Here is a 13,238-nt window from a genome sequence, read left to right as displayed (position 1 = left end):
ACCCCGAAGACTGATTATCATGCCCGCCGGCCCCCGCCAGGTGCGGGGTGAGGTCGCGCTCGTAACTCAGCCGGACAAGACCCCCGCAGCCCGCGCGGCGCGCAGCCACTCCGGAAACTCGCTCATCAACGCCTTGTACAACTCCCCATCCGACACCGCCCGCGGATCCGCCCCCGCAGGGAAGAATCCCGCGTTGTCCACCACCCGCTTCGCCGGCGCCGGAAGATCGTCCAGCTTCCGCAGGAAGTCGAACTGCTTGTCCTCCGGGTCCCCGAAGCCGACGAACTGCCAGAAGATCGGCAACCGCGCAGCCGTGCACAGCACGTGCTCGGCGGCCGTACGGGAGGTGGGGCCGCCGTCGGTCTGGAAGACCACAAACGCGGGGTCGGTCGCGCCGGACGCGCCGTAATGGTCGATGACCGCCTGCATGGCCAGGTGGTAATTGGTACGCCCCAGATGGCCGTAACTCTCGTGCAGCTCGTTGATCCGGCCCTCGTAGTCCTCCAGCCCGATGCTGGCCACCCCATCGATCTCGGTCGAGAAGAACACCACCGGCACCCTGCCGTCGTCATCCAGGTTCACCGACAACCCCAGCACCTGCTCCGCCAAATGCTGCACCGCGCCGTCCTTGTAATGCCCCCGCATACTCCCCGACCGGTCAAGGACCAGATAGACAGCAGCCCGTTGCCCAGCCAACCCCGACTTCTCCAGCGACACCCTCGCCGTCTTGTAGAGGCTCACCAACCCCGGCGCCGCCGCCTGCACCTTCTCCAAACTGATGGCCGCCCCCTCCGGAACCGGCCTCGGGCGCTTGACGTAATCGATGGCCATTTCGCTCTCCGGAAGCAGTCGTCATGCGAGCGGGACGCCAGTACGGTACGCCCCACTCCGGCTGCCGCCAGTGTCAGAGCAGGGCTTTCCTGACGGCGGAACGGTTGGCGGCGGTGTAAGCGTGTTCGCGGTCCGGCCAGGCGATGCGGGCGGCGGTCTGCTCCCGCTCGGCGCCTTCGCGGGCACAGGCCACCCCCGAGCCACAGATCGCCGATGAGTCGGAGGCTCCGTAAACGCTCGCAACTGCAGGCGGCGAGCAGCTTCGGCGTCCGACCCACTCGGCGGGGAGCTTCCTACCGATGGGCGCAGTCACGCCTCAGGGCGGACTTCGTGACGGATCGCCGCGTCGGGGAGGTGCCCGGGTTCGAAGGTCGCCACCGCTACCCGGAATTCCGGGGCGAGCGCGCCCCAGAGTTCCTCCAGGAGCTCGTGCCGGTCCGCGGCTTCAGTGTGGGCCTCGATGAAGGGCTCGCCGGTGGTGACGTGGTGTCCGTCTGATCGGTAAGTGGTCATCAGGACGGTCTGGCCCGGTCCCAGGTCCCGGACGGCGAGGGTCAACACATTGGTCGTGATCCTGCCGGTGAGGCTACGGCGGGCGGCGCCGAACCAGGCGTCTCCCGGTGAACGCAGATCCGCGGCCACCGTGATCCGGGGCGCGAAGATCGGCGGGTCGGGCTCGTACTCCACTCGGTAGGCACCAATCCGGGATGGGGTCATAGGCTCGGCTTATGCCCATGCCGAGCCGTGTCAGTGACCTGGCCGCCTTCGATCTGCTGCTCTCCGTCGCGCGGCTGGGCAGCGTGGGCGCCGCCGCTCGTGCTCACGACGTCAGCCAGCCCGCCGCCAGCAGCCGCATCAGCACCCTGGAACAGCTGCTGGGCGTGCCCTTGCTGGAGCGCTCCCCGCGTGGTTCCCGGCTCACCGAGGAGGGCGCACTGGTCGCCGACTGGGCCCGTACGGCCATTGACGCCGCCATCGCGCTGGACGCGGGCATCACGTCCCTGCGCAAGACGCTGGAGAGCCGGCTGTCGGTCGCGGCCAGTCTGACGGTCGCCGAGTACCTCGTGCCCCATTGGCTCGCGGCCTTCCACGCCTCGGCCGCGAAGACCTCGGTCGCGCTGACGACCGGCAACTCCGACGATGTCGCCGCCGCCGTGCTGGCGGGCACTGCGGACCTCGGTTTCATCGAGGGTCCGGATGTGCCGGACGGCCTGCGCTCCCGTACGGTCGCCCGGGACACCCTGACGGTGATCGTGAGCCCTGGGCACCCGTGGGCGCGGAGGCGCTCCGGCATCACAACCGAGGAGCTGGCGGCCGCACCCCTGGTGAGCAGGGAGCACGGGTCCGGCACCAGGCGCTACCTGGAGCGCGCGCTACGGCGGACCACCGACAGCGTCCTCGCGGCGCCCATCCTGGAGCTGTCCTCCACCACGGCCATCAAGTCCGCCGTGGCCGAAGGCGTTGGCCCAGCGGTACTCAGCTCACTGGCCGTCACAGGTGAACTCGCCGACGGCAGGCTCGTGTCCGTCCCGGTGCTCGGCCTCGATCTCACCCGAGTGCTGCGCCTGGTGTTCCCGAAGGCGCGGCCACTGACCGGAGCCGCGAAGGAACTGGCCTCCATCGCCACCCGCGGCGGCACCCGGCCCTGACGTGCCGTACTGCCTGTCCGAGGCTCCGGGGGCCGGCGCGATGTGACAACAATAAGGTATAGACCTTTGCGCAAGTATTGACGCCCATCAGCCCCGGCACTTAAATCACGTCCTGAACTAAGCCGTGAGAGAAGCCCCCAGAGTGTCCTGCAGAGTCTTCTGCCATCTGTCAGGTGCACGCCTTCTCGCTGATCTCTGACGTCCCCACCAAGGAGTCCGGCATGTCGGCATCACCCCCCACCCGACGAATACGTCCCCTCGCTTTACTGGCCGCCGCCACCCTGCTGCTCTGCGGCTGGCTGCAGCAGGCCCCGTCCCAGCAGGCCGCGACCGCGCCTGACCTCGCCCCGGCAGCCGCCACCGCGACGTTCACCGACGACTTCAACGGTACGGCCGGCACTGCCGTCAGCAGCTCCAAGTGGCGCCCCGAGACCGGTGACAACGTCAACAACCACGAGCGCGAGTACTACACCAGCGGCACCAACAACGCCGCGCTCGACGGGCAGGGCAACCTGGTCATCACCGCCAAGAAGGAGAATCCGGCCAACTACCAGTGCTGGTACGGAACTTGCACGTACACCTCCTCCCGGCTGTCGACCGCGCAGACCTTCACCCAGGCATACGGGCACTTCGAGTCGCGCATGAAGCTGCCGCGCGGCCAGGGCATGTGGCCCGCGTTCTGGATGCTCGGCAACAACATCGGCACCGTCGGCTGGCCCAACAGCGGTGAGCTCGACATCATGGAGAACGTCGGCTACGAGCCCGGCACCATCCACGGCACCATCCACGGTCCCGGTTACTCCGGTTCGGGCGGCATCGGCGCCGGATACACCCTCCCGAACGGGCAGAGCTTCTCCGACGCCTTCCACACCTTCGCGGTGGACTGGTCGCCGAACTCCATCTCCTGGTCCGTCGACGGCATCGTCTACCAGACCCGCACCCCTGCGGACCTGGGCGGCAACACCTGGGTGTTCGACCACCCCTTCTACATCATCCTGAACCTCGCCGTCGGCGGTTACTGGCCCGGCGACCCGGACAGCAGCACGTCCTTCCCGCAGCAACTGGTCGTCGACTACGTGCACGTCACCACCAGCGACACCGCGGCCGTCGGCCACGCGATCACCGGAATCGGCGGCAAGTGCATCGACGTTGCCGGAGCCAACTCCGCCAACGGCACAGCGGTGCAGCTCTACGACTGCAACGGCTCCGCCGCGCAGCAGTGGACCGTCGGCTCCGACGGCACCCTGCGCGCCCTCGGCAAGTGCATGGACATCACCTCCGCAGGTACCGCAGACGGCAGTCAGGTCCAGCTCTACGACTGCAACGGCACCAACGCTCAGAAATGGACCGTCAGTTCTGCGAACGACATCGTCAACCCGGCGGCGAACAAGTGTCTTGACGCGTCCGGCAACAGCTCCGCCAACGGCACCAGGCTCCAGATCTGGACCTGCACCGGCGGCGCCAATCAGAAATGGACCGTGACCGGCTGATGAGAAAACTCACGACCTTCGTCGCCGCCGCCCTTGCCGCCGGCACCCTCGGCGCCCTCGGCGTCACCCAGGCCTCAGCCGCCGACCCGACGGGACCGATCACCGGCATCGGCGGGAAATGCATCGACATAGCCGGCGCGAGCACCACCAACGGCACAGCAGTGCAGCTCTACGACTGCAACGGCACCGGCGCACAGCAGTGGACCGTCGGCTCCGACGGCACCCTGCGCGCCCTCGGCAAGTGCATGGACATCACCTCCGCAGGCACTGCCGACGGCACCAAGATCCAGCTCTACGACTGCAACGGCACCAACGCGCAGAAGTGGACGATCAGTTCCGCGAAGGACATCGTCAACCCGGCGACGGGCAAGTGTCTTGACGCGACCGGCAACACCTCCGCCAACGGCACCAGGCTGCAGATCTGGTCCTGCAGCGGCGGCAGCAACCAGAAGTGGACCACGCCCACCGGCACCACCACGCCGCCCACCACCCCGCCGCCCACCAACGCGGTGCAGGCCGTGGCACCGTACATCTACAACGGCTGGGGCAACCCGCCGGACCCGACGACCATCATGTCGGCGACCGGCGTCAAGTGGTTCACCCTCGCCTTCGTGCTCAGCAACGGCACCTGCAACCCCCAGTGGGACGGCGGCCGTCCGCTGACCGGCGGCGTCGACCAGACCACCATCAACAAGATCCGGGCGGCCGGCGGCGACGTCGTCCCGTCCTTCGGCGGCTACAGCGGCAACAAGCTGGAGTCCTCCTGCACCAGCGCCTCCGCTCTCGCCGGCGCCTACCAGCAGGTCATCAACGCCTACGGGCTCAAGGCCATCGACATCGACATCGAGGCCGACGCCTACAGCAACTCCACCGTCCAGCAGCGCACCGTCGACGCCCTCAAGATCATCAAGACCAACAACCCGGGCATCGTCGAGTACGTCACCATCGGCACCGGCACGACCGGTCCCGACACCAGCCTGATCAACAAGGCCGCCGCCTCCGGGCTCACCGTCGACAGCTGGACCATCATGCCGTTCGACTTCGGCGCCGCCGGCCAGAACATGGGCAACCTCACCATGCAGGCCACCGACGGCCTGAAGAACGCCCTCAAGAGCGCCTACGGCTACACCGACGACACGGCATACCGCCACAGCGGCATCTCCTCGATGAACGGCATCACCGACGCCAACGAGACCGTCACCGTCGCTGACTTCCGCACCATCCTGAGCTACGCCCAGACCCACCACCTCGCCCGCCTGACCTTCTGGTCCGCCAACCGCGACCGCCCCTGCTCCGGCGCCTACCCCAACGACGACACCTGCTCCGGCGTCTCCCAGGCCGCCTGGGACTTCACCCGCACCTTCGCGGCCTACACCGGCTGACACCCCCGGGATAGTCCGCTCCCCGCTCCCCGGTCGCGCACCTGCGGCCGGGGAGCGTTGCGTTCAGCAGGCGCAGGCCGTTCCACAGGGGGGCACTCCGGCGCACCCACACCCCCGAAAGGGGACCGCCATGAGCTCGTCTCCGACCGCCCCGCTCGCACCCGAGGGCCCCGGCTCGGTCTCCCGGGTCGGCCGAACTGGTCGAGAACACGATGCGGCTCGTCCCCCACGACCTGGAAAGCCTGATCCTGCCCAACTGCGGCCACTACCCCGCCGAGGAGGCTCCCGAGGCGATGCTGGCCGCGCTGACCGCCTTCCTGGCCCCGTACCGGGAGCAATGATCGCCGCGGGGCAGGCACACCCGCTACTGCCCGGCCTGAGGCAGGTGGGCCTTGGCATCGTCATAGGTTGCCTCGCCGGCTGACTCGGCGGGGGCGTAGAAGAGGTTCAGCACACCCGTCTGGAAGGTCTCGGAGGAGACCAGCTTCAGCGGGACCGGTGCATCGCCCTCCTCGAACAGCCGCATCCCCTTGCGGACGGCGATCGGATGCACCAGGAGGTGCAGCTCGTCCAGCAGCCCCGCCGCCAGCAACTGACGGACGACGGAGACCGAGCCGCTCATGACGATGGGGCCGCCCCACTGCTCGTTCTTGAGTGCGGTGACCGCCTGATTGACATCGCCTCTGAGCTGCTCGGAGTTCCGCCACGTGAACTCGAGTTGCTGATTCGACACGACGATCTTCCGGGCATCACCCAGGGCCTTGGCGAAGGGTGCGTCCTCCCCGCCGGCCGCCTCCCGCTCGGGCCACGCCCCGGCGAAACTGTCGTACGTCTTCCGGCCGAGGATCAACGTGTCGGCCGCGCCGAGGGTGGCGTCTACGGCCGCGCCCATCTCGTCGTTGTAGTAGGGGAAGTGCCACTGGTCGGGCGCCTCCACGACGCCGTCGAGCGAGATGAACAGCTGTGCGGTGATCTTCCTCATGCTGGCCCTCCACAGAAGTCGCCGGTGTTTTTTCCTCCGCCAGTAGACGACGCGGGCCGGCAGGGCTCATCGGTGTCGCACCGCCAGAAGCGGACTGTCCCAGCCGAAGCGCGCCACGCCGTGGTGCCCGTCCACCCCGCCGGCAAGCCCGTCTCCGCACCCGTTTGGAAGCGCCTGGAATGCGCGTGAACAGCCGGGGTGCTGGAGTGTCGCTATCGGCTGACAACCGGTGGAGCGGGCGAGTCACCCGGCACACCACCGTGCACGTTCGAGAGGGAAAGCATGAGTGACGAACGGCTCCTCGCTCTGGAAGACGCGGCGCGCGACAGCGGTTGTCCGGCCAGTTTCTTCGCACGGCGGTCGTTCCTTCAGGGCACCGCCGCGGGCGTCGTCGCAGCGGCGGGCGGGAGCCTGCTGGACGGTGGTGAGGCCCTGGCCTAAGGCGAGGCCCTGGTGCCTTACATCAGCCCGCGGGGCGGCGGCTACTTCTTCGCCCTTCCGGGCGTGCGCGATGAGAAGGACTACTACGCCCGGGGGCTCTTGAGCTGACCGCTCGCTGCTCACAGACCGACGTTCTGCGATGTGTCCAGGAGGCGAGATGTACTTCCCCCGACGAACCCGAACCCCCAGCGCCGGCCGACAGCGCAGGAAAGCGCTCCGGCCGGTGCTGGGGATCGGCATCGGGCTCCTGCTGGCCTCCGGTACCGTCGCCGTGTGGCTCATGCCGGCGCCTTCCGCCGCCCGGCTGCCGAGCACCGGCGGTCGCGTGTACGTCACCAACCAGCAGGACAACACCGTCTCCGTGATCGATGCCCGAACCAACAAGGTCATCTCGACTGTCCCCGCGGGTACGGCTCCCGAAGGCATCGCCATCGCCCGGGACGGCAAGCACGCGTACATCGCCGACAACGGATCGGCCACCGTGTCAGTGCTCGACACCCGGACCAACAAGATCGTAACGACCATGAAGGTCGGCAAGAACCCCACCGGTGTCCGTCTCAGCCCGGACGGCACGTCCCTCTACGTCGCCAACGGGGGTTCGAACAACGTCTCGGTCCTCGACACCCGGACCAACCGGGTGACCGCGACCGTCCCGGTCGCCGTCTCCCCGGTGAGCGTGGCCATCAGCCGCGACGGCGCCACGGCCTACGTCGCCAACACCGGGTCGAAGAATCTGTCCGTCATCGACACCCGTACGCACCGGGTCACCCGGCAGCTCCCCGCAGGACGCTCGCCCGTAGGCGTCGCCGTAACCCCGGACGGCACGTCAGCCTACGTGGCCAACGAAACGGCAGCCGGCGTCACGGTGGTCGGAACCCGTACCGGCAAAGTCACGGCCACCGTGCCCGTCGGCGAGGGCCCCTTCGACGTAGGCATCGCACCGGACGGCTCGAAGGCCTACGTCGCTGTCCTCGGCCCCGGCAAAGTGTCCGTGATCGACACCCATACCCACCACGTCTCGGCGACCGTCGACATCGGCCCCCCAGGCACCGACCCCTTCAACGTGACGGCCACCTCCACCGCGGTCTACGTCACCAACCAGGGAGCAGGCACCCTCAGCGTCATCAACCCCAAGACCCTCAAAGTCGCCGCAACCGTCACCGTCGGCACGAGCCCGTACGGCGTGGCCGTGAGCCCGTGACAGCTTCGCTGCCGTACGCTACGAGTTGCTGTGGACCTGAGTGGATTCGAACCCCTGTCCCCCTGCACTTCCTCCAGCAGAACCGAGTACGGGGCACGTGCTCTGAGCTTGGGATCACCGGTACTTGAGTGGGCATACAGGCCAATATCTGCGAGAACGCCTCTTAGCAGTCGTCAGGGCAGCGCCGTGGGACTCGGGAAAACCCTTCGCAGGTCTACGTGACCTTGTTGGCCAAGTACGGGGTGGCCTACGAAGCCGTCTGCAACATCACCGCAACCCCGTTCGGCCCGACGAACCTAGCGGCGGCGTGCGGCACCGGATTCAAGGTGATTCCCGGTACGCCCGTCTGACTCCCCTCAGCCGCCATCGAGGCGTCTCCACTCCCCGGTGAGCGGGGTGCTGGGGTCGCCTCGCAGCGCCGGCGTGAGCCATTCAACGTACCGCGCGAGCGGCGTGCCGAGACTTTGGGCTCGCGCTGCTATGGGGCGAGAGATCGTGGGGCCGTACGCTGGTGCGCGCCTCTCGCGAAAGTGCCTACAACGCCCGACCGGCACGAATACCGCTACACCGCGCGAGAGAAGCGTCAGGGGGACTCAATTGCGCGACGAGGAGACACGCCATGGCGAAGCTGATCTATTCCGCGATCGCCTCGCTTGACGGATATGTCGAGGACGACCAGGGCAGGTTCGAGTGGGCGGCGCCCGATGAGGAGGTGCACGCGTTCGTCAACGGCCTCGAGCGCCCGATCGGCGTCTACCTCTACGGGCGGCGAATGTACGAGACGATGGTGTTCTGGGAGACCGTGGACACCGGCAGCGATCAGCCGGCGGTGACTCGGGACTTCGCGCACATCTGGCGGGCGGCCGAGAAGATCGTGTACTCCCGCACGCTTCAGACGGTGTCCAGCGCGAGAACGCGGATCGAACGCGATCTCGACATCGATGCGATTCACCGGCTCAAGGAGACCTCAGAATCGGACATCACCATCGGTGGTGCCGAGCTCGCTGGCCAGGCGATCGCCGCAGGTTTGGTCGACGAGCTCCACCTCCTTCTCGGACCGATCATCATCGGTGGCGGTAAGAGGGCGCTGCCGGGCAACGTCGATACCCAGCTCCAGCTGATCGGCGAGCGCCGATTCCGAAGCGGCGTCGTTCACCTCCACTACCGCATGAGCACCTGATCCGGGCGCCAACGCGACGCCGAGCATGGACACTCCCCTGGTCGCGATGAGGGTTCTGCACCGGACCGCGAGGTCGGCGGAGCGGCTTTGGGCGGGAGCTGCCATGGGGCGAGAGATCGGGGCCCGTAAGCTGTTGGCGACTCGGGCGGTCTGTGGACCTAGGTCATAGGCGGTCGCTGTAGTTGCTGTACCGCAAACGGCTCCGGAGGCCCCGTACGTCTCAGGCGTTGCTGCTGGTCAGGTCTCAATGGGCGCTCGCCGACGGGCTCGCCGTCCACGCATAGTCCACCGTCGGTGGCGGCTCAACGCGGCTTATGGCTGCGGGCCTTGGCTGCGATCGGGACTCTCTTCGCCATGCTGAACGATAAAGGTCCGGCTCCGCCCTGGCGGCCGTTCGTCGGCCCGCTGTGGCGACCTCTGCCCGGTGCGGACCTTCTCCTGCCACCGAGCCACCAAGCTGGCCTCGAAGCCCGCCAGCCGACGATCGAGGTCTGGCACGAGCTGATAGACGGCGTCGCCGACGTCGCCCGTGTCGGAGTCGGTAAGCAGCTCGCACACGGAGCACAGGGCCGGGTCGCGATAGAGCAGCGTCCCGTCCTCTGCCCAGCTGTTGAACTGGATCACCACACCGGGCCGCCCGCACCAGTCGCAGGGCTCCTGAGACCCCACCGTCGCCTCATCCATTGCCCAAAGGTATCGCGGCGGTCGAACCCTCTCGGTGCGAACTACGGGCGGGCCAGTCAGTGACTCAGGTCAGTCTATTCGGCCCTTACGGAAGCGGCGTCTCGCGAAGAGAGCCTGATCCGGCCTGTCTGCCAACTCCTTCGTCGAGCCGATCAACGACGAGCATCGCCACATCGTCCGCCAGGCGGTCTTCGGTATGGCGGATCAATTCCTGGTGCAGTTGTTCCAGGAACTCCGGCGGGGTGCAGGCGCGGCACGCCGCTTCCATGGCCTCGGGCAGGGCGAAGAATTCGTTGCCGCGATTGCGGGCTTCGATCACCCCATCGGTGTACAGCAGCAGACGGTCACCGGGTACGAACGGATAGCTCTTCGGCTTGGTGGGAGGACCGGTGACGAAGTCCTCCAGGCGTGCGGGTCGCTGCTCGCCGCCCTCGATGTGCACCCACGGATCGCGCGATGCAGATCCTCCGGCACAGCAAGATCGCGGTGACGACGGAGGTCTATACGCACGTGCCGTCCGAGGCGACGCGCAAGGCGCTGCGCAAGCTCGGCAAGCACCTGGGACAGCAAGATCAGAAGTAGTTGCTGTACTTCGCTGCTGTACGACGCCAAAAAGCCCCCGGCGGAGTGATCCGCCGGGGGCTTTGAGCTGCTGTGGTTGTGGACCTGAGGGGATTCGAACCCCTGACCCCCTCGATGCGAACGAGGTGCGCTACCGGACTGCGCCACAGGCCCTTGCAACGAGGAAAACTTTAGCATCTCCGGCGGGGTGGTCAGGCCAGGGGGTGCCGGGGGGCCGGGGAGGGGATTACTCGTTGGCGGCGCGGGGGCGGTCGGGGTTGGAGTACTGGTCGAAGAGGGGGGTGCCGCGGGGGGCGCGCTCGCGGGGGCGGGGGCGGGTTACGGGGGCGGTGGCGAAGGTGGGGCGGGGGGCAGGGACTTCCCAGGTGTCCTCGGAGGGGGCGCGCTGCTGGTCGACCCATTCGGCGTGGTCGGTCTGCTCGACGAGGGCGCGGCGGTCCGCAGCGGCGGGCTGCTCCGGTACGGGAATGGGCTCGGGCGCGGGCTCCGGGTGGGCGGGGCGGTCGCGGAGGCGCTGGGCGGCGGCGGCGGCGCGGCGCTGGTCGAGCTTGACCTCGAAGCGGCGGCGTTCCTGGGAGCGGAGGTGGCCGATGTAGAGGGTGAGCAGGACGGCCGGGACGGCCGGGGCCCAGAGGAGGGCGAGGCCGCCGACGGCCGCGACGATGGCGCCGGCAGTGAAGGCCAGGAAGAGGAGGGTGGTGGTGCGCCGGCGGCGGGCCAGGACCTTGGCCCGGGGGGTTGGGACCTTCACCTTCCGCTGCGCTTGCGCCGGGGAGGGGGACGGGGAAGAGGGCGGGGACTTGGCCTGGGTCGCGGGTACGGCCAGGGACCGGACGTCGACCGGCTCCTCCGGTTTCACGTCCAGCTGGTCCGGCTGCTTCTCGGCTGCCGGTTGTTCGTCGTCGTCCTCGTCGCGCGTCTTGGCGTACTTCCGCTCCATCGCCGCCCGTCCGGACAGAAGCCGGATGGCGGTGCTGAAGCGTTCCGTCGGACGGGCCTCGTTGAGCTCGTCCTGCCTACGGAGCCACATCGGCACCAAGTAGGCAGCCCAGGCCCCGACGATGACTGCGTAGATGAGGCCGCTGCTGCTCACGCTTCACACGGTAGGGGGACATGGCCAGGGCCATACGCAATTTGGCGCGGTGTGTCGCACGATCGGGCTGATACGCCGAAATTTTTTTGTGATTAGGGTCAGGGTCGAGCAATATTTCGAACGTTTATTTTATTTTTGCGGTGTGCCAGGTCGTGCCTGGTGCCAGCGGGTGAGGAGCCCTTCCGGGATCTCCTCGGCCGTGAGGGCGAAGACCAGATGGTCCCGCCAGGCGCCGTCGATATGGAGATAGCGGGGGCGAAGGCCCTCCTCGCGGAATCCGAGTTTTTCGACGACGCGGCGACTGGGGGCGTTCTCCGGCCGGATGCAGACCTCGATGCGGTGCAGGCCGACATGGCGGAAGGAATGGTCGACGGCGAGGGCGACGGCGGTGGGCATGACGCCGCGGCCGGCGACGGCCTCGTCGACCCAGTAGCCGATGTGGGCGGAGCACATGGAGCCCCAGGTGATGCCGGCGACGGTGAGCTGGCCGGCCAGGCGGCCCTGGTACTCGATGACGAAGGGCAGCATGCGGCCGGCGTGGGCCTCGGCGCGCAGGTGGCGGACCATCTGGCGGTAGGTGGGGCGCTGGGTGAGGTGGTCGGGCGGGGCGGGGGGCACGGTGGCTTCCCAGGGGCGCAGCCAGTCGCGGTTGCGGCGGTTCACCTCACGCCAGGCGCGCTGATCGCGCAGCTTTATGGGGCGGAGGAGGACGTCCCCGTCCGCCAGTTCGGCAGGCCAGGACCCGTTCAGCTTGGTCTCCCAGAGGTGTGCCCGGACGTGGGGTGGTCGCCGCCGCGGATCTGGTCGACGGCGTGGACGATGAGGGGGGCGAGTACGGCCAGGCCGTCCTTGACGCCGCCGGTGGACCCGGGAAGGTTCACCACCAGGGTGCGCCCGGCGACCCCGGCGACGCCACGCGAGAGGGCGGCGGTGGGGACCTTCTCCCGCCCGGCGGCGCGGATCGCCTCGGCGATGCCCGGGATCTCGTAATCCAGGACGCTCCGGGTGACCTCGGGTGTGCGGTCGGTGGGCGAGATGCCGGTGCCGCCGGTGGTGATCACGACGTCATACGAGGCGGCCACCGCCTCCCGCAGGGCGGCCTCGACCGGCTCGCCGTCGGGGACGACCCTCGGGCCGTCGACCGCGAAGCCGAGGTCTTGGAGGGCGGCCACGATGAGGGGGCCGCCACGGTCTTCGTACACGCCCGCCGAGGCCCGGTTCGACGCGGTGATCGCGAGGGCTTTCACGCGCGCCTCCACTCGCCGGACTTGCCGCCGGTCTTCTCCTCGACCCGTACGTCGGTGATGACGGCGGCCTTGTCGACGGCCTTGACCATGTCGATGACGGTGAGGGCGGCGACCGTGACGGCGGTCAGGGCCTCCATCTCGACGCCCGTACGGTCCGTGGTCTTCACGGTCGCGGCGATCTCGACAGCGTCGTCGGCGACCGCGAGGTCGACCTTGACGCCGGAGACGGCGAGCGGGTGGCAGAGCGGGATGAGGTCCGGGGTCCGCTTGGCGCCCATGATGCCAGCGATGCGGGCGGTGGCGAGGGCGTCGCCCTTGGGGACGCCCTCGCCACGCAGCAGCTCGATGACCCGGGGGGAGACGAGGACCCGGCCGGTGGCGCGGGCGGTGCGGGCGGTGACGTCCTTCCCGGAGACGTCGACCATGCGGGCCGCGCCGGCCTCGTCAAGGTGCGTGAGATGTCGTTGCTGCTCGGT

At 68.5% G+C, this 13,238-nt stretch carries 18 protein-coding genes and 1 tRNA gene; 9 read left to right on the top strand and 10 right to left on the bottom strand.

Features of this window, described 5'->3' with window-relative positions; all coding sequences use genetic code 11:
• Positions 1–66 precede the first annotated feature (66 nt).
• Both EFK10_RS15750 and EFK10_RS15745 read right to left on the bottom strand, forming a co-directional pair.
• The gene (locus tag EFK10_RS15750; RefSeq protein ID WP_127356322.1) at positions 67–831 is read right to left on the bottom strand and encodes a vWA domain-containing protein; all 765 of its coding nucleotides are present in this window, start codon (positions 829–831) and stop codon (positions 67–69) included.
• Positions 832–1,140: 309 nt separating this feature from the next.
• Positions 1,141–1,548: a hypothetical protein gene (locus tag EFK10_RS15745; protein ID WP_127356321.1), complete on the bottom strand. Its 408-nt coding sequence runs from the start codon at positions 1,546–1,548 to the stop codon at positions 1,141–1,143.
• Between the two features lie 11 nt (positions 1,549–1,559).
• Here EFK10_RS15745 and EFK10_RS15740 point away from each other — a divergent pair, with 11 nt between their 5' ends.
• From EFK10_RS15740 to EFK10_RS15725, 4 genes are all read left to right on the top strand, one after another.
• Positions 1,560–2,480, top strand: coding sequence for a LysR family transcriptional regulator (locus EFK10_RS15740; RefSeq protein ID WP_206305466.1), 921 nt, complete (start codon positions 1,560–1,562; stop codon positions 2,478–2,480).
• Between the two features lie 221 nt (positions 2,481–2,701).
• Positions 2,702–3,970, top strand: a complete 1,269-nt coding sequence (locus EFK10_RS15735) for a glycoside hydrolase family 16 protein (protein WP_127356320.1) — start codon at positions 2,702–2,704, stop codon at positions 3,968–3,970.
• Positions 3,970–5,352 (top strand): chitinase, encoded by a 1,383-nt coding sequence (locus tag EFK10_RS15730; protein WP_127356319.1) that lies wholly within the window; start codon positions 3,970–3,972, stop codon positions 5,350–5,352. The genes EFK10_RS15735 and EFK10_RS15730 overlap by 1 nt, the downstream gene beginning before the upstream one ends.
• A gap of 212 nt (positions 5,353–5,564) precedes the next feature.
• Entirely contained in the window at positions 5,565–5,693 is a 129-nt protein-coding gene (locus EFK10_RS15725; RefSeq protein WP_240677241.1) for an alpha/beta fold hydrolase, read from the top strand.
• A gap of 23 nt (positions 5,694–5,716) precedes the next feature.
• Here the strand turns inward: EFK10_RS15725 and EFK10_RS15720 are convergent, their stop codons facing one another.
• Positions 5,717–6,334 carry a dihydrofolate reductase family protein gene (locus tag EFK10_RS15720; RefSeq protein WP_127356318.1) on the bottom strand — a complete coding sequence of 206 codons (618 nt, stop codon included), beginning with the start codon at positions 6,332–6,334 and terminating at the stop codon, positions 5,717–5,719.
• 282 nt (positions 6,335–6,616) lie between these two features.
• Between EFK10_RS15720 and EFK10_RS15715 the strand changes: the two genes are divergently transcribed.
• The 4 genes from EFK10_RS15715 to EFK10_RS15705 all read left to right on the top strand — a co-directional run bounded on the left by EFK10_RS15715 (position 6,617) and on the right by EFK10_RS15705 (position 9,156).
• A complete protein-coding gene (locus EFK10_RS15715) occupies positions 6,617–6,775 on the top strand; it encodes a twin-arginine translocation signal domain-containing protein (RefSeq protein ID WP_127356317.1) in 159 nt (52 codons plus the stop codon).
• Between the two features lie 157 nt (positions 6,776–6,932).
• Complete coding sequence (locus EFK10_RS15710) at positions 6,933–7,976, top strand: YVTN family beta-propeller repeat protein (protein WP_164836017.1); 1,044 nt, start codon at positions 6,933–6,935, stop codon at positions 7,974–7,976.
• Positions 7,977–8,194: 218 nt separating this feature from the next.
• Entirely contained in the window at positions 8,195–8,326 is a 132-nt protein-coding gene (locus EFK10_RS52085; protein WP_265737518.1) for a hypothetical protein, read from the top strand.
• A 269-nt stretch (positions 8,327–8,595) separates the two neighbouring features.
• A complete protein-coding gene (locus EFK10_RS15705) occupies positions 8,596–9,156 on the top strand; it encodes a dihydrofolate reductase family protein (protein ID WP_127356315.1) in 561 nt (186 codons plus the stop codon).
• Positions 9,157–9,468: 312 nt separating this feature from the next.
• Here the strand turns inward: EFK10_RS15705 and EFK10_RS15700 are convergent, their stop codons facing one another.
• Together EFK10_RS15700 and EFK10_RS48685 are read right to left on the bottom strand one after the other, a co-directional pair.
• Entirely contained in the window at positions 9,469–9,840 is a 372-nt protein-coding gene (locus EFK10_RS15700; RefSeq protein WP_127356314.1) for a hypothetical protein, read from the bottom strand.
• 85 nt (positions 9,841–9,925) lie between these two features.
• Positions 9,926–10,282 carry a PP2C family protein-serine/threonine phosphatase gene (locus tag EFK10_RS48685; RefSeq protein ID WP_206305465.1) on the bottom strand — a complete coding sequence of 119 codons (357 nt, stop codon included), beginning with the start codon at positions 10,280–10,282 and terminating at the stop codon, positions 9,926–9,928.
• 14 nt (positions 10,283–10,296) lie between these two features.
• Between EFK10_RS48685 and EFK10_RS48680 the strand changes: the two genes are divergently transcribed.
• Positions 10,297–10,422: an integrase gene (locus EFK10_RS48680; RefSeq protein ID WP_206305464.1), complete on the top strand. Its 126-nt coding sequence runs from the start codon at positions 10,297–10,299 to the stop codon at positions 10,420–10,422.
• Positions 10,423–10,501: 79 nt separating this feature from the next.
• Here the strand turns inward: EFK10_RS48680 and EFK10_RS15690 are convergent.
• The 5 genes from EFK10_RS15690 to moaC form a co-directional block, all read right to left on the bottom strand.
• Positions 10,502–10,575, bottom strand: a tRNA-Ala gene (locus EFK10_RS15690).
• A gap of 73 nt (positions 10,576–10,648) precedes the next feature.
• Positions 10,649–11,515, bottom strand: coding sequence for a divisome protein SepX/GlpR (gene sepX / locus EFK10_RS15685; RefSeq protein WP_127356312.1), 867 nt, complete (start codon positions 11,513–11,515; stop codon positions 10,649–10,651).
• A gap of 129 nt (positions 11,516–11,644) precedes the next feature.
• Positions 11,645–12,265, bottom strand: a complete 621-nt coding sequence (locus tag EFK10_RS15680) for a GNAT family N-acetyltransferase (protein ID WP_127356311.1) — start codon at positions 12,263–12,265, stop codon at positions 11,645–11,647.
• Positions 12,262–12,762: a MogA/MoaB family molybdenum cofactor biosynthesis protein gene (locus tag EFK10_RS15675; protein WP_206305463.1), complete on the bottom strand. Its 501-nt coding sequence runs from the start codon at positions 12,760–12,762 to the stop codon at positions 12,262–12,264. The genes EFK10_RS15680 and EFK10_RS15675 overlap by 4 nt, the downstream gene beginning before the upstream one ends.
• Positions 12,759–13,187, bottom strand: coding sequence for a cyclic pyranopterin monophosphate synthase MoaC (moaC, locus tag EFK10_RS15670; RefSeq protein WP_240677247.1), 429 nt, complete (start codon positions 13,185–13,187; stop codon positions 12,759–12,761). Before moaC ends, EFK10_RS15675 begins: the two co-directional genes overlap by 4 nt.
• Positions 13,188–13,238 lie beyond the last annotated feature (51 nt).

The organism is Streptomyces soli, assembly GCF_003999195.1.
GTDB lineage: Bacteria > Actinomycetota > Actinomycetes > Streptomycetales > Streptomycetaceae > Actinacidiphila > Actinacidiphila soli.
This window is presented reverse-complemented; position numbering and strand designations above follow the sequence as displayed.

Excerpts from the sequence above, each read along its gene's own strand:
- EFK10_RS15750 (WP_127356322.1), bottom strand. The coding sequence starts at position 831 with ATGGCCATCGATTACGTCAAGCGCCCGAGGCCGGTTCCGGAGGGGGCG.
- EFK10_RS15745 (WP_127356321.1), bottom strand. The coding sequence starts at position 1,548 with ATGACCCCATCCCGGATTGGTGCCTACCGAGTGGAGTACGAGCCCGAC.
- EFK10_RS15740 (WP_206305466.1), top strand. The coding sequence starts at position 1,560 with ATGCCCATGCCGAGCCGTGTCAGTGACCTGGCCGCCTTCGATCTGCTG.
- EFK10_RS15735 (WP_127356320.1), top strand. The coding sequence starts at position 2,702 with ATGTCGGCATCACCCCCCACCCGACGAATACGTCCCCTCGCTTTACTG.
- EFK10_RS15730 (WP_127356319.1), top strand. The coding sequence starts at position 3,970 with ATGAGAAAACTCACGACCTTCGTCGCCGCCGCCCTTGCCGCCGGCACC.
- EFK10_RS15725 (WP_240677241.1), top strand. The coding sequence starts at position 5,565 with ATGCGGCTCGTCCCCCACGACCTGGAAAGCCTGATCCTGCCCAACTGC.
- EFK10_RS15720 (WP_127356318.1), bottom strand. The coding sequence starts at position 6,334 with ATGAGGAAGATCACCGCACAGCTGTTCATCTCGCTCGACGGCGTCGTG.
- EFK10_RS15715 (WP_127356317.1), top strand. The coding sequence starts at position 6,617 with ATGAGTGACGAACGGCTCCTCGCTCTGGAAGACGCGGCGCGCGACAGC.
- EFK10_RS15710 (WP_164836017.1), top strand. The coding sequence starts at position 6,933 with ATGTACTTCCCCCGACGAACCCGAACCCCCAGCGCCGGCCGACAGCGC.
- EFK10_RS15705 (WP_127356315.1), top strand. The coding sequence starts at position 8,596 with ATGGCGAAGCTGATCTATTCCGCGATCGCCTCGCTTGACGGATATGTC.
- EFK10_RS15700 (WP_127356314.1), bottom strand. The coding sequence starts at position 9,840 with ATGGATGAGGCGACGGTGGGGTCTCAGGAGCCCTGCGACTGGTGCGGG.
- EFK10_RS48680 (WP_206305464.1), top strand. The coding sequence starts at position 10,297 with ATGCAGATCCTCCGGCACAGCAAGATCGCGGTGACGACGGAGGTCTAT.
- moaC (WP_240677247.1), bottom strand. The coding sequence starts at position 13,187 with ATGGTCGACGTCTCCGGGAAGGACGTCACCGCCCGCACCGCCCGCGCC.